Origin of the sequence: Bradyrhizobium sp. KBS0727, from assembly GCF_005937885.2 — a bacterium.
In the GTDB taxonomy this organism is placed as follows: domain Bacteria; phylum Pseudomonadota; class Alphaproteobacteria; order Rhizobiales; family Xanthobacteraceae; genus Bradyrhizobium.
Genome location: NZ_CP042176.1, coordinates 4,872,089 through 4,893,435 on the forward strand (window position 1 = coordinate 4,872,089; position 21,347 = coordinate 4,893,435).

General features: G+C 63.3%; 19 protein-coding genes. 4 read left to right on the forward strand and 15 right to left on the reverse strand.

Annotated elements, in window-relative coordinates; translation table 11 throughout:
* Positions 1 to 17 precede the first annotated feature (17 nt).
* The 6 genes from FFI89_RS22975 to FFI89_RS22995 all read right to left on the reverse strand — a co-directional run bounded on the left by FFI89_RS22975 (position 18) and on the right by FFI89_RS22995 (position 8,158).
* A complete protein-coding gene (locus tag FFI89_RS22975) occupies positions 18 to 1,196 on the reverse strand; it encodes a YcaO-like family protein (RefSeq protein WP_168213000.1) in 1,179 nt (392 codons plus the stop codon).
* A gap of 929 nt (positions 1,197 to 2,125) precedes the next feature.
* Positions 2,126 to 2,278, reverse strand: coding sequence for a hypothetical protein (locus FFI89_RS34525; protein ID WP_168213001.1), 153 nt, complete (start codon positions 2,276 to 2,278; stop codon positions 2,126 to 2,128).
* A gap of 160 nt (positions 2,279 to 2,438) precedes the next feature.
* On the reverse strand, positions 2,439 to 3,896 hold the full coding sequence (locus tag FFI89_RS22980) for an NAD(P)/FAD-dependent oxidoreductase (RefSeq protein ID WP_138829900.1): 1,458 nt from the start codon (positions 3,894 to 3,896) through the stop codon (positions 2,439 to 2,441).
* A 141-nt stretch (positions 3,897 to 4,037) separates the two neighbouring features.
* Positions 4,038 to 5,468 (reverse strand): adenosylhomocysteinase, encoded by a 1,431-nt coding sequence (gene ahcY, locus FFI89_RS22985; protein WP_138829901.1) that lies wholly within the window; start codon positions 5,466 to 5,468, stop codon positions 4,038 to 4,040.
* Positions 5,469 to 5,545: 77 nt separating this feature from the next.
* Positions 5,546 to 6,742 carry a methionine adenosyltransferase gene (gene metK, locus FFI89_RS22990; RefSeq protein WP_138829902.1) on the reverse strand — a complete coding sequence of 399 codons (1,197 nt, stop codon included), beginning with the start codon at positions 6,740 to 6,742 and terminating at the stop codon, positions 5,546 to 5,548.
* A gap of 60 nt (positions 6,743 to 6,802) precedes the next feature.
* A complete protein-coding gene (locus tag FFI89_RS22995; RefSeq protein ID WP_138829903.1) occupies positions 6,803 to 8,158 on the reverse strand; it encodes a hypothetical protein in 1,356 nt (451 codons plus the stop codon).
* 173 nt (positions 8,159 to 8,331) lie between these two features.
* On the opposite strand from FFI89_RS22995, the gene FFI89_RS23000 reads away from it, so the two are divergent.
* Positions 8,332 to 10,047 (forward strand): caspase family protein, encoded by a 1,716-nt coding sequence (locus FFI89_RS23000; RefSeq protein ID WP_138829904.1) that lies wholly within the window; start codon positions 8,332 to 8,334, stop codon positions 10,045 to 10,047.
* 103 nt (positions 10,048 to 10,150) lie between these two features.
* On the opposite strand, the gene FFI89_RS23005 is transcribed toward FFI89_RS23000, so the two are convergent.
* The 6 genes from FFI89_RS23005 to FFI89_RS23030 all read right to left on the reverse strand — a co-directional run bounded on the left by FFI89_RS23005 (position 10,151) and on the right by FFI89_RS23030 (position 15,961).
* Entirely contained in the window at positions 10,151 to 11,269 is a 1,119-nt protein-coding gene (locus FFI89_RS23005) for a cobalamin-independent methionine synthase II family protein (RefSeq protein ID WP_138829905.1), read from the reverse strand.
* 34 nt (positions 11,270 to 11,303) lie between these two features.
* Positions 11,304 to 12,020: an ABC transporter ATP-binding protein gene (locus tag FFI89_RS23010; protein WP_138829906.1), complete on the reverse strand. Its 717-nt coding sequence runs from the start codon at positions 12,018 to 12,020 to the stop codon at positions 11,304 to 11,306.
* The gene (locus tag FFI89_RS23015) at positions 12,013 to 12,765 is read right to left on the reverse strand and encodes an ABC transporter ATP-binding protein (RefSeq protein ID WP_138829907.1); all 753 of its coding nucleotides are present in this window, start codon (positions 12,763 to 12,765) and stop codon (positions 12,013 to 12,015) included. Before FFI89_RS23015 ends, FFI89_RS23010 begins: the two co-directional genes overlap by 8 nt.
* Positions 12,762 to 13,793 carry a branched-chain amino acid ABC transporter permease gene (locus tag FFI89_RS23020; RefSeq protein WP_138829908.1) on the reverse strand — a complete coding sequence of 344 codons (1,032 nt, stop codon included), beginning with the start codon at positions 13,791 to 13,793 and terminating at the stop codon, positions 12,762 to 12,764. Before FFI89_RS23020 ends, FFI89_RS23015 begins: the two co-directional genes overlap by 4 nt.
* Positions 13,794 to 13,800: 7 nt before the next feature.
* Complete coding sequence (locus FFI89_RS23025; protein WP_138829909.1) at positions 13,801 to 14,670, reverse strand: branched-chain amino acid ABC transporter permease; 870 nt, start codon at positions 14,668 to 14,670, stop codon at positions 13,801 to 13,803.
* Between the two features lie 136 nt (positions 14,671 to 14,806).
* The gene (locus tag FFI89_RS23030; protein ID WP_371722525.1) at positions 14,807 to 15,961 is read right to left on the reverse strand and encodes an ABC transporter substrate-binding protein; all 1,155 of its coding nucleotides are present in this window, start codon (positions 15,959 to 15,961) and stop codon (positions 14,807 to 14,809) included.
* A 388-nt stretch (positions 15,962 to 16,349) separates the two neighbouring features.
* On the opposite strand from FFI89_RS23030, the gene FFI89_RS23035 reads away from it, so the two are divergent.
* Both FFI89_RS23035 and FFI89_RS23040 read left to right on the forward strand, forming a co-directional pair.
* A complete protein-coding gene (locus tag FFI89_RS23035) occupies positions 16,350 to 16,628 on the forward strand; it encodes a hypothetical protein (protein ID WP_138835589.1) in 279 nt (92 codons plus the stop codon).
* A 222-nt stretch (positions 16,629 to 16,850) separates the two neighbouring features.
* Positions 16,851 to 17,438, forward strand: coding sequence for a DUF2939 domain-containing protein (locus FFI89_RS23040; protein ID WP_138829911.1), 588 nt, complete (start codon positions 16,851 to 16,853; stop codon positions 17,436 to 17,438).
* A 6-nt stretch (positions 17,439 to 17,444) separates the two neighbouring features.
* Here FFI89_RS23040 and purU read toward each other — a convergent pair whose 3' ends face one another.
* Positions 17,445 to 18,308, reverse strand: a complete 864-nt coding sequence (gene purU / locus FFI89_RS23045; protein ID WP_138829912.1) for a formyltetrahydrofolate deformylase — start codon at positions 18,306 to 18,308, stop codon at positions 17,445 to 17,447.
* Between the two features lie 138 nt (positions 18,309 to 18,446).
* On the opposite strand from purU, the gene FFI89_RS23050 reads away from it, so the two are divergent.
* Positions 18,447 to 19,292: a uroporphyrinogen-III synthase gene (locus FFI89_RS23050; protein WP_138829913.1), complete on the forward strand. Its 846-nt coding sequence runs from the start codon at positions 18,447 to 18,449 to the stop codon at positions 19,290 to 19,292.
* A 103-nt stretch (positions 19,293 to 19,395) separates the two neighbouring features.
* Here FFI89_RS23050 and FFI89_RS23055 read toward each other — a convergent pair whose 3' ends face one another.
* Positions 19,396 to 20,373 carry a tripartite tricarboxylate transporter substrate binding protein gene (locus FFI89_RS23055; protein WP_138829914.1) on the reverse strand — a complete coding sequence of 326 codons (978 nt, stop codon included), beginning with the start codon at positions 20,371 to 20,373 and terminating at the stop codon, positions 19,396 to 19,398.
* 98 nt (positions 20,374 to 20,471) lie between these two features.
* Positions 20,472 to 21,146 (reverse strand): Crp/Fnr family transcriptional regulator, encoded by a 675-nt coding sequence (locus tag FFI89_RS23060; protein WP_138829915.1) that lies wholly within the window; start codon positions 21,144 to 21,146, stop codon positions 20,472 to 20,474.
* Positions 21,147 to 21,347: the final 201 nt, after the last annotated feature.

The following is a 21,347-nucleotide window of genomic DNA, read 5'->3' on the forward strand; positions in this document are numbered from 1 at the left end:
TTGCCGCGATCGCCGCCTCAGAGAAGCGGCATCCCGCCGTGATGCTTGGCGCCACCGCCGGTCTCGGCGATCACGCCGGCCAATCGCGCACCGACAATGTCGCAGGGCTCAAGCTGCAGTCCCGGCGCCAATACGCGAACCACCGGCACGAGAAACTGCGGGCGCGTCAGGTCAATCGCATAGACGGCGATATCGCGGGCTTGCAGCCGTTCCAGAATATGCCCGAGGTTTGAAGCCGGAGCATTCGAGGGTTCTGCAAAATGCCCTGTCTGCGGCTGCAACAACGCGCATTCCCTTGTGTCGAACGCGCCGCGCCCGAGCTGCCGGCGATCGCTTTCATTCATGGCCTCGTCGCCCGATTCCCGTCGCTTGGCCGCCACCACGTGCAGACCAAGTTCAACCTGGCACAGTTCGAAGACGGCGGCGCGCGCCGCGTCAGCGAGGCTCAGGCGCGCCCCGAAGCCAACCGCGAAACCGTACCCATCCGGATCCGTCGAGACCGCAGCAACCACGGGAAGCCCGATATCGGTAGTAATATCCAGCAGCCAGCTTGTTCGATGCGCATGACCTTGCCTTGCCTGCGCCAGCAACTCCGCCGCTCCGCGTGCGGCTTCGCTTTCCGGCGCAATCGATCTTCCGCGGCGGCCGCCGCGCCACCACAACGCCACCGCGTCGCGTTCGATCAGTTCGAGCAGCGCGCGCAAGGTGGCATCCTCGCGCGTGACCCCTGCCGCGCATCCGGAACTGAGCTTGAGCGGCGGCTTGAAATCCTGCGCCGTGCCGTGCCGGCGATAGCAAAGATCCAGCGGAAACCACATTGGGGCGCCGTCCACGAGCCTGCTGGATGGCACCCACGCGATCGGCCGGTCCGCTTCGATGCCGGTGAAGGCGAGTATCCCGGAGATGAATTCCCTGACTTGCGCGTCGGGGCTCACGCCGTATGCGGTGAACGGGCCGCGCGCGATGGGATCGTCGGCTTGAACAAACTGGCTGAGATACTCGATCCCTTCACCGACGCAGGACTCGAAGGCCTTTTGCGGCGACAGCCCCGAGCCGGCCAGGCTGGCGTGCGGCAGGCCTTCCGGCTGCTTGCCCAGCGCCGCCGGATCGGCCTCGCCACCGAAAAACACCAGGCCCGGTGCATCCGGAACGGGAAGCAGGAAGAGCCGGCGAAACCGCGCTGCGGCGCGCAGCATCCGGGCGCGGCCCTCCGCGCGGGAGGCATCGCCGTCGTCATAACCGAGATACCGCAGCAGACCGGAATCGGCGGAGTCCGAATGGGTCGCTGTGGGGGCGGCCAATGCCGCCGCCGCCGCTTCCAGGCGAGCCGCCAGCGGGTGCTGCTGATCTCCCATTGCGTCCTTTCGACTCGTACCGGGGACGTCAGCATAAGCGGTCACCCGACCTCTGTCTCGATCGCTGCGCCACTTCGCGAACAGGCCCGTCTACGATTTCGCAGAGCCGTTGCTGGGTGCGGCTCGATGTCAGTGCCCCGCAGATCATCTCGACCTGCGACAAATTAGCCCGTCGGGCAAATTTCCGCTGTCGCCGTCGGGCAAATCAGCCGTAGGACTCCCCCCATCCTGTCCCACCAAAGGGGCGTTGGCCATCGTCGCAAACGAGGGGCAGGGAGCGGTGGACGCGAAGGCTGCGACTGACGAGCGTGGCACTTGCGTACGGTGAAGTCGTGTGGGCCTGACGCCCCGGTGCTGGCGTCAAGTCATGCGGAAGCGAAAGCTTCAGCTGATGACGGTGGCAAGAAAGCCGGTCACCGGGGCGAACTCGAAGTAAGCCGTAAAGCCATTGCGCGGGGAAGGCCGGAGTGTTTCCGCTGAACCTGTATGCTCGTGTGCAGTTTTGTTTTGTGCAATCGCACGCGAGACCGCGGGTGCAGCGCGCACCCGGTCTTCCCTGCGCCCTCTGATTTCGAGGGCGAGGTTTTCTTGCAAAACTCCGGGCGCATCGCGCCGCGAGAATGCGAAGTCGTATTCATGGCATGTCGTAACCCGGATGAGCGAAGCGACATCCGGGACCACGCTATCACCGACCCGGATATCGCTTCGCTCATCCGGGCTACGGGTGTCTGAAAATTGAATCGAAACGTGCGCCGGAACCCGCTCGGAATTCAGCCCCGCATCGCCTGCAGGCCCTTGAAGGTCAGGCGCTTGGGATCCCTGACCCCGGCCAGATAGAGGCGGCGGATGAAGGTGACGACTGCCTCGCGATCGCAATCGGTCAACGCAACAATGGCATCAACGGCAATTCGCTGAGCGTCCATGGGCTTCCTCGTGCTGACAGGTGCCTCAAGCCACCCAGCGTGCGGCACACCGGTTAATCCGGCGTTAACTGTCCGGCCATCTAGGACGATTCGGAAGGTTCCACGTATACGTGAAATAACCCATGAGGCGTCCCGACGCATCCCCAGCGCGATGGAACTCTCAGGAGTACCGCATCACCCCGTCATCGACCTTGCCGTAGCGCAGGGTGACGATGTCGAGCGCATAGTTCTGGTAGAGCCGCCACGGCCGCTTCGAGCCTTGCTTGGGCATCTTCGCGATCGAGCGCTGCACGTAGCCGGAGGAGAAATCCAGCGACGGCAGTTCCGAGATCGAGGGATCGACATTATGCGGCATGCACTGCTTGTAGCCGTGCCGATCCATGTAGTTGATCAGGCGGCAGACATATTCGCAGGTCAGGTCGCATTTCAGCGTCCAGGACGCGTTGGTGTAGCCGAACGCGGAGGCCATGTTCGGCACATCCGAATACATCATGCCCTTGTAGTTCAGCGTGTGCGCGAAATCGACCGTGCGGCCGTCGACGCTGACTTCGAGCCCGCCGAGTACCTGCAGAACCAGCCCGGTCGCGGTGACGATGACGTCGGCCTCGAGTTCGCTGCCGTCCTTCAGCTTGATGCCGTTGCGGGTGAAGGTGTCGATCTCGTTGGTGACGACGGAAGCGCGTTGCTCCTTGATCGACTTGAACAGGTCGCCGTCCGGCACCAGGCAAAGCCGCTGGTCCCAGGGATTGTAGCGCGGCGTGAAATGCGTGGCGACGTCGTAGTCCGGCCCCAGCGCCATCTTGACGCCGCCCAGGATCAGTTGCTTGACCCGCTCCGGCTTGCGGCGCGAGAGCTGGAAGAAATACATGCCGAACAGCACGTTGCGCCAGCGGATCAGATGATAGGCGAGCTTGGCGGAAAGATTGCGCCGCAATTTGTTCGCCAGCGCGTCCTCGGCCGGCCGCGCCACCACGTAGGTCGGCGACCGCTGCAGCATGGTGACGTGCGAGGCCTTCTTGGCCATCTCGGGCACCAGCGTCACCGCGGTCGCGCCGGAGCCGATCACGACGACGCGCTTGCCCGAGTAATCGAGGTCCTCAGGCCATTTCTGCGGATGCACGATACGGCCGGCGAAGTCGGCGGTGCCCGAAAATTCCGGCGTGTAGCCTTCCTCATATTTGTAGTAGCCCGAGCACATGAACAGGAAATTGCAGGTCAAGCGGACCGTCTCGGTGGCGCCCTCGCCCATGGTGCGCTCGGCCTCGACGGTCCAGCGCGCATCGGGCGACGACCACGACGCCCGTTTGACGCGATGGTTGAAACGGACATTCCGGTCGATGCCGTTCTCGATAGCGGTCTGCCGGACGTAGTTCAGAATGTTCGGCCCGTCGGCGATCGCCTTCGCCTCGGTCCACGGCTTGAACGAATAGCCGAGCGTGAACATGTCCGAGTCGGACCGGATGCCAGGATAGCGAAACAGATCCCAGGTGCCGCCGATGCAGTCTCGCCCTTCGAGGATCGCGTAGCTCTTACCCGGGCACTTCTCCTGCAGGTGATAGCCCGCGCCGATGCCGGACAGCCCGGCGCCGACAATGAGTACGTCGAAGTGTTCGGCCATGTGGCCCCCGCATTCGCTGCCGTCACGGCCGGGCTTATCCCGGCCATCCACGTCCTTGGTTCTACCGACTCTAAAGACGTGGATGCCCGGGACAAGCCCGGGCATCACGAAATCAGCAGCTAACGGATGAGAAGATTATTCTCAATACCGGTAATGATCGCTCTTGAACGGGCCTTCCTGCTTCACGCCGATGTACTCGGCCTGGTCCTTGCGCAGCTCGGTCAGCTTGACGCCGATCTTGGCGAGATGCAACCGCGCCACCTTCTCGTCCAGCGACTTCGGCAGCACGTAGACCTTCTTCTCGTACTTGCCGTCCTTGTTGTTGGCCCAGAGTTCGATCTGCGCCAGCGTCTGGTTGGTGAACGACGCCGACATCACGAAGGACGGATGGCCCATGGCGTTGCCGAGGTTCACCAGGCGACCTTCCGACAGCAGGATGATGCGGTGCTTGTCGGGGAATTCGATCTCGTCGACCTGCGGCTTGATGTTGGTCCATTTCAGGTTGCGCAGGCCCGCGATCTGGATCTCGTTGTCGAAGTGGCCGATGTTGCAGACGATGGCACGATCCTTCATCGCGCGCATGTGCTCGATGGTGATGATGTCCTTGTTGCCGGTCGCGGTGACGAAGATGTCGGCACGGGGGGCGGCGTCTTCCATGGTGATGACTTCATAGCCTTCCATCGCTGCCTGCAGCGCGCAGATCGGGTCGACTTCGGAGACCATGACACGGCAGCCGGCCTGGCGCAGCGAGGCGGCCGAGCCCTTGCCGACGTCGCCGAAGCCCGCGACCATCGCGGTCTTGCCGGACATCATTACGTCGGTGCCGCGGCGAATGCCGTCGACCAGCGATTCACGGCAGCCATAGAGGTTGTCGAACTTCGACTTGGTAACGCTGTCGTTGACGTTGATGGCGGGCCACAGCAGCGTGCCGGCCTTCTGCATGTCATAGAGACGATGCACGCCCGTGGTGGTCTCTTCGGAAACGCCCTTGATGCTCCTGGCGATCTCGGCGAAGTAACCCTTGGGCTTTTCCTTAAGCTGCTTCTTGAGAAGCGCGAAGAACACTTCCTCTTCTTCCGAGCCCGGCTTGTCCAGGAACTTGGTGTCGCCGTTCTCGGCGCGCAGACCGAGATGGACATACATGGTGGCGTCGCCACCGTCGTCGAGGATCATGTTCGGGTGGCCGCCGCCATGCCAATCGAACAGCTTGGCGGTGTAATCCCAGTATTCGGTGAGGCTCTCGCCCTTGACCGCAAACACCGGAATGCCGGCGGCTGCGATCGCCGCCGCCGCATGGTCCTGCGTCGAATAGATGTTGCAGGAGACCCAGCGAATGTCGGCGCCGAGCGCGGCCAGCGTCTCGATCAGCACGCCGGTCTGGATCGTCATGTGCAGCGAGCCGGCGATACGCGCGCCCTTCAGCGGCTGCTTCGGACCATACTCCTCGCGCGTCGCCATCAGGCCGGGCATCTCGGTCTCGGCCAGCGAGAGTTCCTTGCGGCCGAACTCGGCGAGCGAGATGTCCTTGACGATGTAGTCGGTGAAGGCGGGCTTCTTGGCGGCGGCGGTCATGCGATTGATCCCTTGAAAATGCATATTCCGAAAAGCACGGGTGCTTTCCGGAATACGCGAGACGATTACGGAGAAAGTCAGACCGCGCGCTTCAGCGCGGCAGCCAGATCGGTTTTTTCCCAGGAGAAGCCGCCCTCGTTGTCGGGAGTGCGGCCGAAATGACCGTAGGACGATGTTCGGGCATAGATCGGCTTGTTGAGGTCGAGATGCTTGCGGATACCGCGCGGCGTCAGATCCATCGCCTCTGCCACGGCCTTCTCCAGCTGCTCCTCGGGCACCTTTCCGGTGCCGTGGGTATCGATGTAGATCGACAGCGGACGCGCCACGCCGATCGCGTAGGCAAGCTGCAGCGTGCAGCGATCGGCAAAGCCGGCAGCCACGATATTCTTGGCGAGATAGCGCGCGGCATAGGCCGCGGAACGGTCGACCTTGGTCGGATCCTTGCCGGAGAACGCGCCACCGCCGTGCGGGGCTGCGCCGCCATAGGTGTCGACGATGATCTTGCGGCCGGTCAGGCCGGAGTCGCCGTCGGGACCGCCGATGAAGAACTTGCCGGTCGGATTGATGTGCCAGACCGTCTTGCCGTTGATCCAGCCTTCCGGCAACGCTTCGCGCACATAGGGCTCGACACGTTCGCGAACCTGGCTCGAGGTCATGTCTTCGACGAGGTGCTGGTGCGAGACCACGATCTCGCGCACGCCGACCGGCTTGCCATTCTCGTATTGCACGGTGACCTGGCTCTTGGAGTCGGGGCCCAGCACCTTTTCCTTGCCGGAATGACGCGCTTCCGAAATCAGCCGCAGGATCTTGTGCGCATAGAAGATCGGGGCCGGCATCAGATCCGGCGTTTCGTTGGTGGCGTATCCGAACATGATGCCCTGATCGCCCGCGCCTTCTTCCTTGTTGGTGCCGGGCTGCAGCGCGTCGACGCCCTGCGCGATATCGGCCGACTGCGGATGCAGCAGGATTTCGATGTCGCAATTTTCCCAGTGAAAGCCATCCTGCTCGTAACCGATGTCCTTGATCGCAGCGCGAACCACGCTTTCGATCTGGTCGTTGGTGACGGACTTGGGACCGCGGGTTTCTCCGGCAATCACCACCTTGTTGGTGGTGGCGAGCGTTTCACAAGCGGCGCGAATCGCCCAGGGATCGATGCCGGCCTTGGGGCCTTCACGGAAAAACAGATCGACGATCTCGTCGGAAATCCGGTCACAGACCTTGTCCGGATGACCCTCGGAAACCGACTCGCTGGTGAACAGATAGGACGCGCGCATCAACCAACCCCTTGTTGCCGCCTCATCTCGGCGGCTCTCTGTGTGATCTATCCTGGAATGTCAGTCTCGACGGCGCGATATGACGTAGGATTCGTCGTAAAACCAAAGCCCATTATGCTTGCGCAGAACCTCTCTGGTGGCATCGAGGGTCCGGCTGTTTTCAGTCATATCCGTCAACCGGTCGTCTTCGATCTGGGCGACATACACCGCCGCATTCCACGCCGCAAAAGCCGTCGAGGTTCCGATCGAGCCGGTCACCTCGTTGGGCAGCGCTTCCATATCATAACGGAAGATCGAACGGTTATCGGCGTAGGCATTAAAGTTAAGGTCCCGCCCGGCCGACCCGAGCTCGTATTTCACGGCGCGGAGTAGCTCATGACGGCTCACAGCGAAAGGATTTTCTCCCGGCCAGACGGATTGAATGATTTCGAGGCCCGGATCCAGCCCATGGGAGTGAATTCCAATCAAACGGCCGCCAGCCCGCAGCGCCCGGGCCAGGGGCGCGATAATCCGCTTGGCGCGGAAATTCACAGAGGATTTTGCCCGATAGGGCTGGGAAGCGATCACAAGGTCGAAATTGGCCTCGGTCCGGCCCGCCCGGGGGACGATCGAATCAAGCAGGAACCGGTGGTCCTCCCGGTAGACCACCAGCGCCACCGGACGTTCATAGATCGGCATGCCCGATCTGGGGCTGATATTGGCCCGCCAGTTCTGCTCCAGAAAAGGCCCAAGTTCCGCGATCTGGGCCTCGAAATCGCCCGAGGAGGCCCCCCGCAGGGCCACCTCGTGCCAGATCATGCCGGCGGCCGCCGCTGGCGAGGCCGGCGTCAGCCAGGGCGCCTCGGCGTAGTACATGTTGGTGAGCACGAACACGGTCGCCGGGTGCTCGAACAGCCGGTCCGGCACCTTGTCCAGCGTCAGCCGGACGTCCTCCAGACTGAGCTCCTTGCCGACGATGTAGAACGGCATATGGGGAAAGCGGCCGTGCATCGAACGCATCACCCGCGCCAGCACCGTACCGTCGCCGACGCCGGCGTCGAATACCCGCAAGGCCGGCGGTCTCGGATGCAGGCTGGAGAGTTCCAGCGCCACCCTTTCTGCGATCACCCGCTTCTCGCTGCAGGTGTGGACGAACAGCAGGTATTTCTGTCGATTCTCGAAGAACCGGAAATTGCCGCGCGGGTCGCGCTTCTCGGGCGGCACCTGCAACCCCCGCGGCGGCGGCAGCCCGCCGGGCGTGGAGGCGGCGATATAGGCCTGGATGCGGTCCAGCGTATCGATGGTGATGCGCTTGCCCTCGCGGAGGCGATGCACCAGCTTGCCGTCGTTGACGGCCCGGCGGCCGAACGTGGTCTCCGCCATGTCGGCCTGGCGGCAGAAATCGGAAATCTGGCTGAGGATCTGGTCGTTCTTCATCGGCGGGAATTCGAGGACCGGCTTGGGACGCACGGATGGGCAGCGGCGGATCGCCGGATTGTCCTATCATTATCTGCCCAACGGGGGAAATGCAGGCTTGAACCGCCAAGCCGCCGCCGGCAACAAAAGTCCGGGCCCCTTTCCGTCATTGCGAACGAAGCGAAGCAATCCAGATGCGCCAATTGATCCTGATCCTCAGCATGGTCCTGTCCGCGCTGGCGACCGCCCCCACCTTCGCCCAGTCGCGTTCGCAGCTTGGGCCGCTCTGCACCACCGACACCACGCCGGCCGATCAGCAGATCGACGCCTGCAACAAGATCATCGCGCTGAAGGTGTTTTCCGGCCCCCAGCTTGCGACCATCTATTTCTGGCGCGCGGTCGGCTGGAACAAGAAAGGCAACTATCCGCAGGTGATCGCGGATACCACCGAGGCGCTGCGGCTCAAGCCCGACCAGGCGCTCTATAACCTGCGCGGCTCCGCCTATTTCGACAAGGGCGAGTACGACATCGCGATTGCGGACTTCAACGACGCGCTGCGGAGCGGTCCGCTAAGCGGCACCATCTTTCACAACCGTGGCAACGCGTTTCGCGGCAAGGGCGACTATGCCAAGGCGATTGCCGATTACGATTCTGCCAACCGGCTCAGCCCGAACGCCTATACCTTGCAGAACCGCGGCCTGTCGAAGCAGGCGCTCGGCGATCTCGACGGTGCGCTCGCCGACATCAATGAGGCGATCCGGCTCGATCCATCCCTGCCCTCCGGCCTGATCGACCGCGCCGTGGTCTGGCGCGCCAAGGGCGACCTCGACCGCGCCATTGCCGACGGCACCGAAGCGATCCGCCTCGCGAAGGCCAAGGCTCCCACCAACATCATGACCCCGCCCGGCAGCGTGTTGATCTCAGCCTACAGCCAGCGCGCGCTCGCCTATGAGGCAAAGGGCGATTTCGACAACGCGAAAAAGGATTATGCCGCAGCGCTCGAGGGCCGTGCGTCGGATGCCGGCAGCAAGGCCAACCAGGCGACCGCGAGGGTTCGCCTGTCACTGCTGTCGGAGGCACCGGCCGCTCCCCCGCCGCGCAACACCGTCACAGGCCCCTTGCCGATGGGCGCGGCGAAACGGGTGGAGCCTCCGGCGCCGGTGCAAAGCGTGGCAACAAGCCGGCGCGTGGCGCTCGTGATCGGCAACGGTACCTATGCTCACGTCAAGGCCCTGCCCAATCCCTCCAACGATGCACGCTCGATCGCAAAAAGCCTGGTCGACATCGGATTTGCGGTGACGGAGGGAATCGACCTCGACCGGGCGGCGATGCAGACCATGACCCGCGAATTCCTGCGCGAAGCGGCGCGGGCGCAGGTTGCCGTGGTCTACTACGCCGGCCATGGCGTGCAGATCGACGGCCGCAATTATCTGGTGCCGGTCGACATCCAGTTTCAGAGCGGCACCGACGTGACCGCAGCGATGATGGACATGGATACGATCATGGCCGGCCTCGACGACCAGGTCCGCACCAACATCCTGATCCTCGACGCCTGCCGCAACAATCCGATGGCGCCGAAGGGTGTTACCGCGGGCGCCAGCCGCGGCATCGAGGGCGGCCTCGAAGCAGGCTCGGGCCTCGCCGCGCCGACATCGCTTGGCGCCGGCTCCACGCTCGGCGCGGGCACCTTGATCGCGTTTGCGACCGCGCCCGGCCAGGTCGCGCTCGACGGCGAAGGCGCCAACAGCCCGTTCTCGGCGGCGCTGTCGCGCCACATCGGCACGCCCGGGCTCGAGGTGCAGCAGATGCTGACCCGCGTGCGCGCCGAAGTCGTCGCCGCGACCAAATCGAAGCAGGTACCGTGGTCGAATTCGTCGCTGCTCGGCGAGGTCTATCTGGTGGAGAAGTGAGACCCAGCCACCGTCATTGCGAGCGCAAGCGAAGCAATCCATCGGGCCGCAGAGCAAGTCTGGATTGCTTCGTCACTAACGCTCCTCGCAATGACGACCCAAATTACTTCCCCCACACCTCGTTCGCGACTTCGACCGCGAGCCGCAATTTGGCCCACTGCTCTTCCTCGGACAGGATGTTGCCTTCCTCGGTCGAGGCAAAACCGCATTGCGGGGATACTGCGAGTTGGTTGAGCGGCGCGAATTTGGCGGCTTCCTCGAGGCGCCGCTTGATATCGTCCTTCTTCTCGAGCTCGCCGAATTTCGAGGTGATGACGCCGACCACGACGATCTTGTTGCCCTTGGGCAGATAGCGCAGCGGCTCGAAGCCGCCGGCGCGGTCGGAATCATATTCGAGGAAGTAGCCGTCGTAATTGGTGCCGGCCAGCATGGTCTCGGCCACCGGCTCGTAGCCGCCGGACGAAATCCAGGTGGAGCGGAAATTGCCGCGACAGACATGGGTGGTGACGACCATGTCGGCCGGCCGCTCGGCGAGCGCGTAGTTGATGACGCGCGCGTAGATCTCCTGCAAGCCATCGGGATTGTCGCCGCGCTCGCGGGCCTTGTGCAATTCTTCCTGCGAGCAGAGATAGGCCCAGACCGTATCGTCGAACTGCAGATAGCGGCAGCCGGCGTCGTAGAACGCCTTCACCGCCTTGCGGTAGGTCTTGCCGAGATCCATGAAGAACGCGTCGAGATCGGGATAGACATCCTTCGAGATCGCGTTGCGGCCGCCGCGGAAGTGCAGCACCGCGGGCGACGGGATCGTCATCTTCGCGGTGACATGCGCTGTATCGGCATGCTTTTTCAGGAACCTGAAATGATCCAGCATCGGATGGTTGTCGGGAAAGTCGAGCTTGCCGATGACACGGATGGCGTCATGCCGGGTCTGCACACCGGCGAACTGGATGCCCGTATCGGGGTGATACAATTCGCAGCCAGTCAGGTGGCTGAGAAAATCGAAGTGCCACCAGGAACGGCGAAACTCGCCATCGGTCGCGAGCTTGAGCCCGATTGAGGCCTGCTTGTGAACGACCTTCTCGATCTCGAGGTCCTCGGCCTTGCGCAGATCCTCAGCCGTGATCTCGCCCTTCTCGAGCCTGGCGCGCGCTTCCTTGATGCGCGGCGGCCGCAACAGGCTGCCGACCTCGTCGGCGCGGAAGGGGGCTTTGGTTCTCTGCATGGTCGACTCCCAGTAAATCCTAATGCGCCAAATCTTAAGGCGTCGTCCCGCCGGAGACGCCGAGATAGCGTTCGAGCACCGCGGGATCGGCCTTCAATGCGTGACTTGCCGCATCATGTACGATCGCGCCGCGTTCCAATATCACAACCCGATCGGCCAGCCCCAGAATCTTTTGGGCGTTCTGCTCGACGATGATGGAGCAGATGCCGCCGGCCCGGGTGATGGTGCCGAGCGCGCGCAGCAACTCTTCAACGATGATGGGCGCCAGCCCCTCGGTCGGCTCGTCCAGCAGCAGCACCTTGGGGTTCAGCGTCAGCGCCCGGCCGATCGCCAGCATCTGTTGCTCGCCGCCGGAAAGCTGGTTGCCGAAATTGCCGCGGCGTTCCTTGAGCCGCGGAAACATTTCGTAAACCTTGTCGACGGTCCAGGGCCCCGGCTGGGCGATGGCCGTCATATTTTCCTCCACCGTCAGCGAGCGGAAGATGTTGCGCTCCTGCGGCACCCAGCCGATCCCGGCGCGCGCCCGCTGGTCCGGCCGCATCGAGGTGATATCCAATCCACCGAGCGCCACGGTGCCGCCGAAGCGGCGGGTGACACCGACGATCGAGTTGATCAGGGTGGTCTTGCCGGTGCCGTTGCGTCCCAACAGCGCCAGCACCTGACCTTCGCCCAATGTCAGCGACATCGAGGGCAGCACCACGGCCTCGCCATAGCCGGCGCGCAGGCTGTTGATGGCAAGCAGATCAGGCATCGGCGGCCTCACCGAGATAGACCGCCTTGACCTGGGGATCGCGCGCCACTTCATCCGGCGGGCCTTCCACCAGCAAGGCGCCGTTGACCAGCACCGAAATGCGGTCGGCGAACGAGAACACCAGATCCATGTCGTGCTCGATTAACAATACCGTGACGTCGCGCGGGAGAGCCGCGACCGCAGCCAGGATGTCGTGGCGCTCGCTCTCGGGCACCCCGGCGGCGGGCTCGTCAAGCAACAGCACGCGGGGTTTGGTCGCAATCGCCACCGCGATCTCGAGCAGGCGCTGCTTCCCGTAAGGCAGCGTCGCGGTGCGTTCGTTCATGACGTCGAGCAGATGAAAACGATCCAGCGTTGCCGCGATCTCCTGATTGACGTCGCTGCGCGTCCCCATCCGCCGCCACCAGTCGCCGCCGCGGCCGAGCCGCTCCGAGACTGCAAGGCCGACGGTCTCTAACGGCGTCAGGTCGGCATAAAGCTGATTGATCTGGAAGGTGCGCGAGAGCCCGCGCAGCACCCGCGTGTGAACCGGCAAATCGGTGATGTCGTTGCCTTCCAGCAAAATCCGCCCCGCATTGGGCTTCAGCACGCCGGTGAGCAGGTTGATTACCGTGGTCTTGCCGGCGCCGTTGGGTCCGATCAGCGCATGACGGGCGCCCTGCTCCACCCGCAGCGACAGGTCGCGCGTGACGCGAAGCCCGCCGAAGGCTTTCTCCAGTCCCGTGGTCTCCAGCGCTATGGTCATGGCGCATCGCTTTCGGGAACGGCCACGACGGCCTTGCGGCCGGCGAATTGCCGGATCAGGAGGTTGGGCAACCAGAGCGCCCCGCGATGGATGCGGTCGCGGCCGACCAGCACGATCACGACAAGCACAAGGCCGATCCAGAACTGCCAGTATTGCGGCGTGATGGTCGAGAAGAACTCCTGCAGCATCTTGAACACGACGGCGCCAATCAGCCCGCCATAGAGATAGCCGGTGCCGCCGATCACGAGCACCAGCATCAGGTCGGCCGACCGCTCGAACGAAAACACGTCAAGCGAAGCCAGGGCCGTGGTCTGGGTGAACAGCGCGCCAGCGATGCCGGCGTAAAATGCCGCCACGGTATAGATCGCGATCAGGCGGCGATTGACCGGCACGCCGATCGCAGAAGCCCGCAGCGGATTGTTCCTGATTGCACGTAACGATAGGCCGAACGGCGAGTGCACGATCCGGCGCGCCAGCAGGAACATCAGGAACAGAACGATCAGCGAATAGAAGAAGCCGGTCTTGCCGAACATATCAAATGCAAAGAGGCCGAGGATCGGCGCCATCTCGATGCCCTGCAGCCCGTCGGTGCCGCCGGTGATGTTGGAGAAGCGTTCCGCCAGCGCTTCCAGCAGCAGCGCGATGCCGAGCGTAACCATCAGCCGGGTCAGGTCGACGCCGCGAATCACCAGAAAGCTGGTGAGGAAGCCGAGCACCATGGCGACGAGGCCGGCGACGACCAGCGCCAGCACCGGTTCGGTAATGATGCCATGCAGCGCCAGCAATCCCGCGCAGTAGGCGCCGACGCCGAAGAAAGCAGCGTGGCCCAATGAGACGATGCCAGCATAACCGAGGATCAGGTCGAGCGACAGCGCGAACAGCGCCAGCCGCACGATGTCAGTCATGATCAGATAACGCGACGGAAACAGGAACGCGCAAGCCAGCGCCAGGATCCAGAATGCAAACTCGGCCGGGCGCCAGCGCGCGCCGGCGATCGCATGGGATGAGACGTCATGAACTGTGGTCATCGCGGGCTCACCGCGCAGCGGTGCGGCCGAACAGGCCGTTCGGACGCCAGATCAGGATCACGATCATCATGGTGTAGATCACGAACGGCCCCATTTTGGGGACGTAGTATTTGCCCGCGACGTCGCCGATGCCGAGCAGCAGCGAGGCCAGAAACGGCCCGGTGATGCTGGAGGAGCCGCCGACGGTCACCACGATCAAGAAGTAGATCATGAATTTCAGCGGGAAATACGGATCGAGCCCGAGGATCTCGGCGCTGAGCGCGCCGCCGAGGCCCGCAAGGCCACAACCGAAAGCAAAGGTAAACGCAAACACCTGCGGCACGTTGATGCCGAGGCCGCTTGCCGCGCGCGGGTCGTCGACCGCCGCACGGAGCCGGCTGCCGAAGCGCGTGCGCGCCAGAATCAATTGCAGGGCCACCGTGAGCAGGCCGCAGATCACCACGATCATCAGCCGGTAGCGGCCGATGCCGACACCGAAGAAATCGAACTGGCCTTCCAGCGCCGCCGGCAGCTTGATGAAGATCCGCGACGATCCCATGATGTAATCGACCGCCGCCACCGACATGAAGACCAGCCCGACCGAGAACAGCACCTGGTCGAGATGGCTGCGGGTGTAGAGATGGCGGTACAGCGCGCGTTCCAGCACGATCCCGATCAGCGCGCTCGCGACAAAGGCCAGCGGCAGCGCCGCAAAGAACGGCCAGCCGGACTGGTTGACGAGAACGGCGCAGACGTAGCCGCCGGTCATGGCGAAAGCGCCATGGGCCAGGTTGACGAAGTTCATCAGCCCGAGCGTCACGGCAAGCCCACAGGCGAGCACGAACAGCAGCATGCCGTAGGCGACACCGTCGAACAGGATGGTGAACAGCGTGGTCATTCAGGGAAGCCCCAGAAAACATTTTGGGCCGTCATTCCGGGATGGTCCGAAGGACCAGACCGCAGATGGGCAATTGCGCATCGGGGAATCTCGAGATCCCGGGTTCACGCTTCGCGTGCCCCGGGATGACCTTCGGTCACTTCTTCGTCTTGCCGGAGTCCTTCACCGCCTCGAAGGTCGCGAATTCGACGTTGTAGAGCTCACCGTCGACCTTCTCGACCTTGCGGATATAGATGTTCTGCACGATGTCGCGGGTTTCCGGATCGATCGAGATCGGGCCGCGCGGGCTCTCCCACTTCATGCCCTTCATCGCCTCGATCAGCGCATCGCCGTCGGTCTTGCCGCCGGTCTTCTTCAGCGCCTCGTAGATCAGGCGGATGCCGTCATAACCGCTCACCGCCATGAAGCCCGGGCGCGAACCGAACGCCTTCTTGTAGGCGGCGACGAATTCCTTGTTGGCGGCCGACGGATGGGCTGCGGAGTACAAATGCGCGGTGACGGTGCCGAGCGCCGCATCGCCCATGCCGGCGAGCAGGTCGTCGTCCATCACGTCGCCCGGCCCGATGACCTTGATCCCGGATTTGTCGAGCCCACGCTCGGCATACTGCTTCATGAAGTTGCCGCCCTGGCCTGCCGGCACGAACACGAACACGGCGTCGGGCTTGCTGTCCTTCATGCGCTGCAGGAACGGCGCGAAGTCCGGGTTTTGCAGCGGCACCTTGACCTCTTCGACGATCTCGCCGCCGCCGGCGGTAAAGTTCTGCTTGAAGAAGTTCAGCGCGTCGTTGCCCGGCGCAAAATCCGAGGTCAGCGTCGCGACCTTCTTGATGCCGTTCTTGGCGGCCCAGTCGCCAATGATCGTCGAGGACTGCGCCAGCGTGAAACTGGTGCGCACGATATAGGGCGAGCGTTCGGTGATGATCGAGGTGCCCGCCGCCATCACGATTTCGGGAACCTTGGCCTGCGTCGCCAGCGGCGCCGCCGCCAATGCGGCCGGTGTCACGCCGAAGCCGGCGATGAAACTGACCTTGTCGTTGACGATCAGTTCCTGCGCGAGGCGCTTGGTGTTGTCGGGAACCGCGGCGTCGTCCTTCAGGATGACTTCGATCTTCCGGCCGGCGACGGTATCGCCGTTCTGCTGCATGTAGAGCTTGACGGCGTTGTCGATCTGCTTGCCGGTCGACGCCTGACCGCCGGTCATCGGCAGAATCAGGCCGATCTTGACGGCATCCTCCGCTTGCGCAGGCGCGAGAGCCAGAACGCCGGCAACGGCACCTGCGGCCAGCAACATTTGACTGCGAATGGACATGAAATTGGTCTCCCCCTGATCGGTCTTGTGCCTCGAACCGAGTCCCCGGCCCTTGCCTCACCATAGCCCAGATTTTTCGGCCGTGTAGCGCCGCGACATGACGTCCTCCGGCGACGTATTGTCCAGTCAGACAAAGGGCGCGCCCCTGCCGCAAGGCAGGCTATTTCGCCCCTAGCGACGCAACGAAGCTTTAGGTATCATGGTACTATCAGAGCCACCATCTGCCCAACGGGGCGCCTCCGGATAAGCGCCCAAGCATTTGTACGATCGTACAAATAACATGGTCATGTCAACAGAAACGCGGGTCTGGACCAGCGCCAACGTGCGTCAGTCCATCATCCGTAAAGATCAGAGTTGTAGTTTGCCGCCGATGCCGATCAGAGCCCGCCATATCGCCGCTATCGTTGCCGCTGCCCTGGCAGGCCTTGGCTTGAGCGGGTGCGGAACCATCAACGAAAAACTTGCCGCCGGCATGAGCGACTCCATCCCGGCATGGGCAGGCGGCCTGCCCGCGGATGCACCGCCGCGCCCGGGCACCGCCAAATACGACGAGTACATGAGAGAGCGCGAGCGCAAGCGCCTGATGCCGGCAGCGGAACGCGGCGAGGAAGCCAAGCCGGCGTCTTCCTCACAGGACGCCATTCGTTGATATTCACATCGCACTGATTCCGACGTCGCTGGGGGAACCCGGTTCCGGCAGGGAACGCAGGTCGCTGTATCCACCACAAAATCGCCGCTAGCGTCGTGCGGTCACGCATGCAATACCGCGTCGTCGCCTTTTGCGGCATTTCTTCAACATTTCAATCAATCGCACCGCGTTCGTCGTTGCGCCGCCTGTGACGGTCGCACGCTGTGCGAACAGGATTTTCCGATGCGCTGGTTTCTCGGCACGATTGCCGCCCTCATCGTCGCCATTGCGATCTACCTCGGACTGGCGGCGTCCTCGCTCGCCACGCTGGCGTCGGCCGCGCGCGCCGGCGACATTGCAAAGGTGATCGAGAAGAGCGACGTCAAGGCACTCACCCGGTCGCTGACCAACCAGATCGTTGGCGCCTACCTCGATCGGATCGGCGCGACACGCAAGGTCGGCGCGATGGAAAAGATGCTGATCAACACCTATGGCGCGACCATCGCGGACGCGATGGCGGCCAAGATGCTGACGGCCGACAATCTCACGCAGATACTCAAGAACGGCAAGGTCGACGCTTCGCAGGGACTGCCGGCCTTTTCGGGTCTGCCGGCATTGGCCGATCTGCACACCGGAAACTGGCTGGCGCTGCTCGGACGGGTCAATTTCATCCAGCCGGTGCTGCTCGGCATCCGCGTCAGCGAAAAATCCGATCCGGAAAATTACGCCGCGATCAACCTGCACTTCGAGGGGACCGAATGGAGGCTTTCCGGCATCGAATTGCCGAAGCCGATTGTTCGCACCCTCGCCGCAAGCTTGCCGGTCAAATAGCCGGCATCAATCCATGAACACCACGGTCTTGCGGCCGTTGAGGATGACGCGATCCTCGAGGTGATGGCGCATGGCGCGCGCCAGCACGCGGCGTTCGATGTCGCGACCCTTGCGCGAAAGGTCTTCCGGCGTGTCGCGGTGGCTGATGCGCTCGACGTCCTGGTCAATAATCGGGCCTTCGTCGAGGTCGCGTGTGACGTAATGCGCGGTGGCGCCGATCAGCTTGACGCCGCGCTCATGTGCCTGGTGATAGGGACGCGCGCCCTTGAAGCCCGGCAAAAACGAGTGATGGATGTTGATGCAGCGTCCTGACAGGCTCGCCGACATCTCGTCCGACAGGATCTGCATGTAGCGCGCCAGCACCACGAGATCGGTGTGGCTGTCCTGGACCAGTTTCAGGATCGCCTGCTCCTGCTCGCGCTTGGTCTCCCTGGTGACCGGCAAATAGTGGAACGGGATCTCGCCGAAATCGAGACTGCCATAGACCTCGCGCGGATGGTTCGACACGATCCCGGTCGGGATCATTTCGAGCTCACCGGTACGCCATCGGTACAGAATATCGACCAGGCAGTGATCCGATTTGGAAACCAGCAGCATCACGCGGCGGCGGTTGGCGCGGTCGCGCATCTGCCAGTCCATGCTGAAGCGATCCGCGATCGCGGTAAAGCCGGTCTGCAAGGCCTTCAATTCCACCGCAAGATCGGCAGCGGCGAACACCACCCGCATGAAGAAGTTGTTTGTCTCGACGTCGTCGAACTGCTGGGCGTCCAGGATGTTCTGCCCGTTATGGGCGAGAAAGGTCGACACCGCGGAAACGATGCCGGGGCGATCCGGACAGGACAGGGTCAGGACGAACTGATGATCGGGCATGGCGGGCTTGATTACAATTCAGGCAGAGGGGAAGCGGCGAATTTGCGCCCTGCTCTATCACCGCCGGTGCGCTTGCGCCAATCCCGAAACCGGAGTCAGGATGAACAAATCGCGGACTATTTGCGTTGGAGTACGATCATGGCTGAAAGACTGAACGGTTACCGCATCCTGATCCTGGAAACGCGCGAAGAGGCGCAGTTTTCCCGCCTGCTCACCGAGCAGGGCGCCGACGTGCTGCAATGCCCGATGTTCACCATTCACGACGCGCCCGATCCGGCGCCGATCGAGGCCTGGATCCGGCGGTTCATCGCAAAACCTTGCGACGACGTGGTGCTGATGACCGGCGAAGGGTTGCGCCGCCTGATGAAGGTGGTCCGGCGCATCGGCGTCGAGCCGGCCTTCGTTACGGCGCTTGGAAGCGCACGCAAGTTCGCCCGCGGCCCGAAGCCCGGCAAGGCGTTGCGCGAAATCGGACTGGAGCCGCAGATGACGACGGAAAAGCCGACCTCCGAAGGCATCGCCGAGATGCTGTCGCGCCTCGACCTGCGCGGCCGCCGCATCGGCCTGCAGCTCTATCCGGACAAGGATCACGGCGTCCTGATCGGGGCCATCAAGGCGCAAGGCGTGTCGGAAGTCGATACCGTGTTGCCTTACGCCTATGACGCGCAGGCCGCCGACGCCAATATCGTTACCGCCATCGACGAAATGGCCGAGGGGCGGATCGACGCGATCGCGCTGACCAATCTGGGCCAGGTCCGCCGCCTGGTCGAAGTCGCTCGCGCCCGCGGCTGCGAGGACCGGTTACGGAAAGGACTAGGGCAAACGCCGATCGCCTCCGTCGGGCCCGCGGTGTCCGACGAACTCAAGGCCCAGGGCTTGCGCACGGACATCTATCCGGCTGATGACGCCTTCTTCATGCGGCCGCTGATCTCGGCGATGGCGACGGCACTGGCGAAAAATCCGCCGCGAGTTGCGGCGCGCTAGTCTAGATGCCATAGCGTTTTCGAGCGAAGCCGGTTCGCGTGAAGAAAACGCGTCAAAACAAAGAGGAGAGCCCGGTTCTGATTCAATCAGAACCGATAAGGCTCTAATCGACCTTGGCGCCCGCAAACCTGACCACCTTGCCCCATTTGTCGGTTTCATTTTCCAGCAGCTTTCCGAAATCCACCGCCGAACCCGGCAGAAGAAATGCGCCGAGTTCGGCAAAGCGGGCCTTGGCCTTGGGATCAGCAAGGACTTCGTTGACCGCCTTGTTGAGGCGCTCGATGATTTCGGGCGGCGTGCCTTTCGGTGCAGCAATGCCATACCAGGCGCTCGCCTCGTAGCCGGGGAGGAAATCGGCGACGACAGGCAGATCCGGCAGCACCTCGGAACGGGTCGTGCTGGTGACCGCCAGACCGCGCAGCTTGCCGGATTTGACGTGCTCGGCGCAGGTCGGAATGTTGTCGAACATCACCTGCACCTGGCCCGCGATCAGATCGGTGAGCGCCGGCGCGCCGCCCCGGTAGGGCACATGGACCATGTTGATCCCGGTCAGCATCTTGAACAACTCACCGGACATGTGGATCGTCGACCCGTTGCCGGAGGACGCCATGTTGAGCTTGCCGGGATTGGCCTTGGCGTAGGCGATCAGCTCGGGGATCGAATGGATCGGCAGTGCGGGGTTGACCACCACCACGTTGGGAAAGCGGATGATGCCCGCGACCGGCTCGGTGTCGCGCAGGAAATCGAAATTGAGCTTGTCATAGAGCGTGGCGTTGATGGCATTGGCCGGCGCGACGAGCAGCAGCGTGTAGCCGTCCGGCGCCGCGCGCACCACCGCTTCCGTCGCGATATTGGTGCCGCCACCCGGCCGGTTCTCGATCACGAACGACTGCCCGAGCCGTTCCGACAGCCACTGCCCCATCAGCCGCGCGGTGAGATCCGCCGAGCCGCCAGGGGTATAACCGATCACCAAACGAACCGGCCGCGCCGGATAGGTTTGTGCGCCGGCGACCCCAGAGGTGACAGGAAGCGCGGCAGCCCCGGCGGCCAGTTGCAAGAATTGACGACGCTGAAGTTTCATGACGCCTCCCTGAGCCCATCATTCACCGGCGGCCTTGCCGGCAAGGCTAGATCAACTCACCGGCCGCGCCAACAGCGCGGATGCCGCAGCGTTGCTCCCTATTCGCCGTAGTGGCGCAAGCGTTCGAGGTCGAGCACGGTAACGCCGCCATATTCGAGCCGAAGCAGGCCCTGCTTCTCCAGCCGCTTCAGGCACTGGTTGGCATTCTGCCGGGAGATGCCGGAGAGCGCCCCGATCTCTTCCTGCGTGATCTCGAGATGCGGCGTGAGGTCCGGATAGAGGATGGGATTGAACAGCGAGGCGATCGAGCGTGCCAGCCGCGCGGTCGCATCGAGCGTGCGGCCGTACTCCAGCAGCGCGATGAACTGGCCGAGACGCTCGTTGAGCTGCCCGACCAAGAAGCGATTGAAGCCGACGCTGTTCTCGAACAGCCACAGGAATGTGCTGCGGTTCATCATCGCAATCCTGGTATCGCGCAGCGCCACCACGTCGTAGCGGCGGGGCTCGTTCTTCAGCACCGTACCCTCGCCGAACCAGGCGCCGGCGGTGAGACCGGCAAAGCTCGCGGCCTTGCCACCGCGGGACACGATGCCCATCCGCGCCAGCCCAGTGACCACGCCGGTCCAGTAGTCGAACTGGTCGCCGCGCATGAAGATGAATTCATTGGCGCGGTAGGACTTCTCGACGATGCCGGCGCGCGCGATCTCGGTCTCGCGCTCGCTGAGTTCGCGCGACCAGGCCGCAATGCGTTTGAGGTAATCCGGAGCAATCATTGTTTCATCGACCGTCGCCTGTGACCTCAGCCCTTATATTGCACTGCAACAACCGCCACGGCGGCCGCACGCGACGCTACGAAATTTGCTGACCAATTGTCAGGCACAAGACATTTCAACGTATCGCTTTCCCTTATTGAGGACCACCTCGTGCCGGCTCGCTGATCCTCCAAGGGAGTAAGCGGACGGCACCTGGAACGG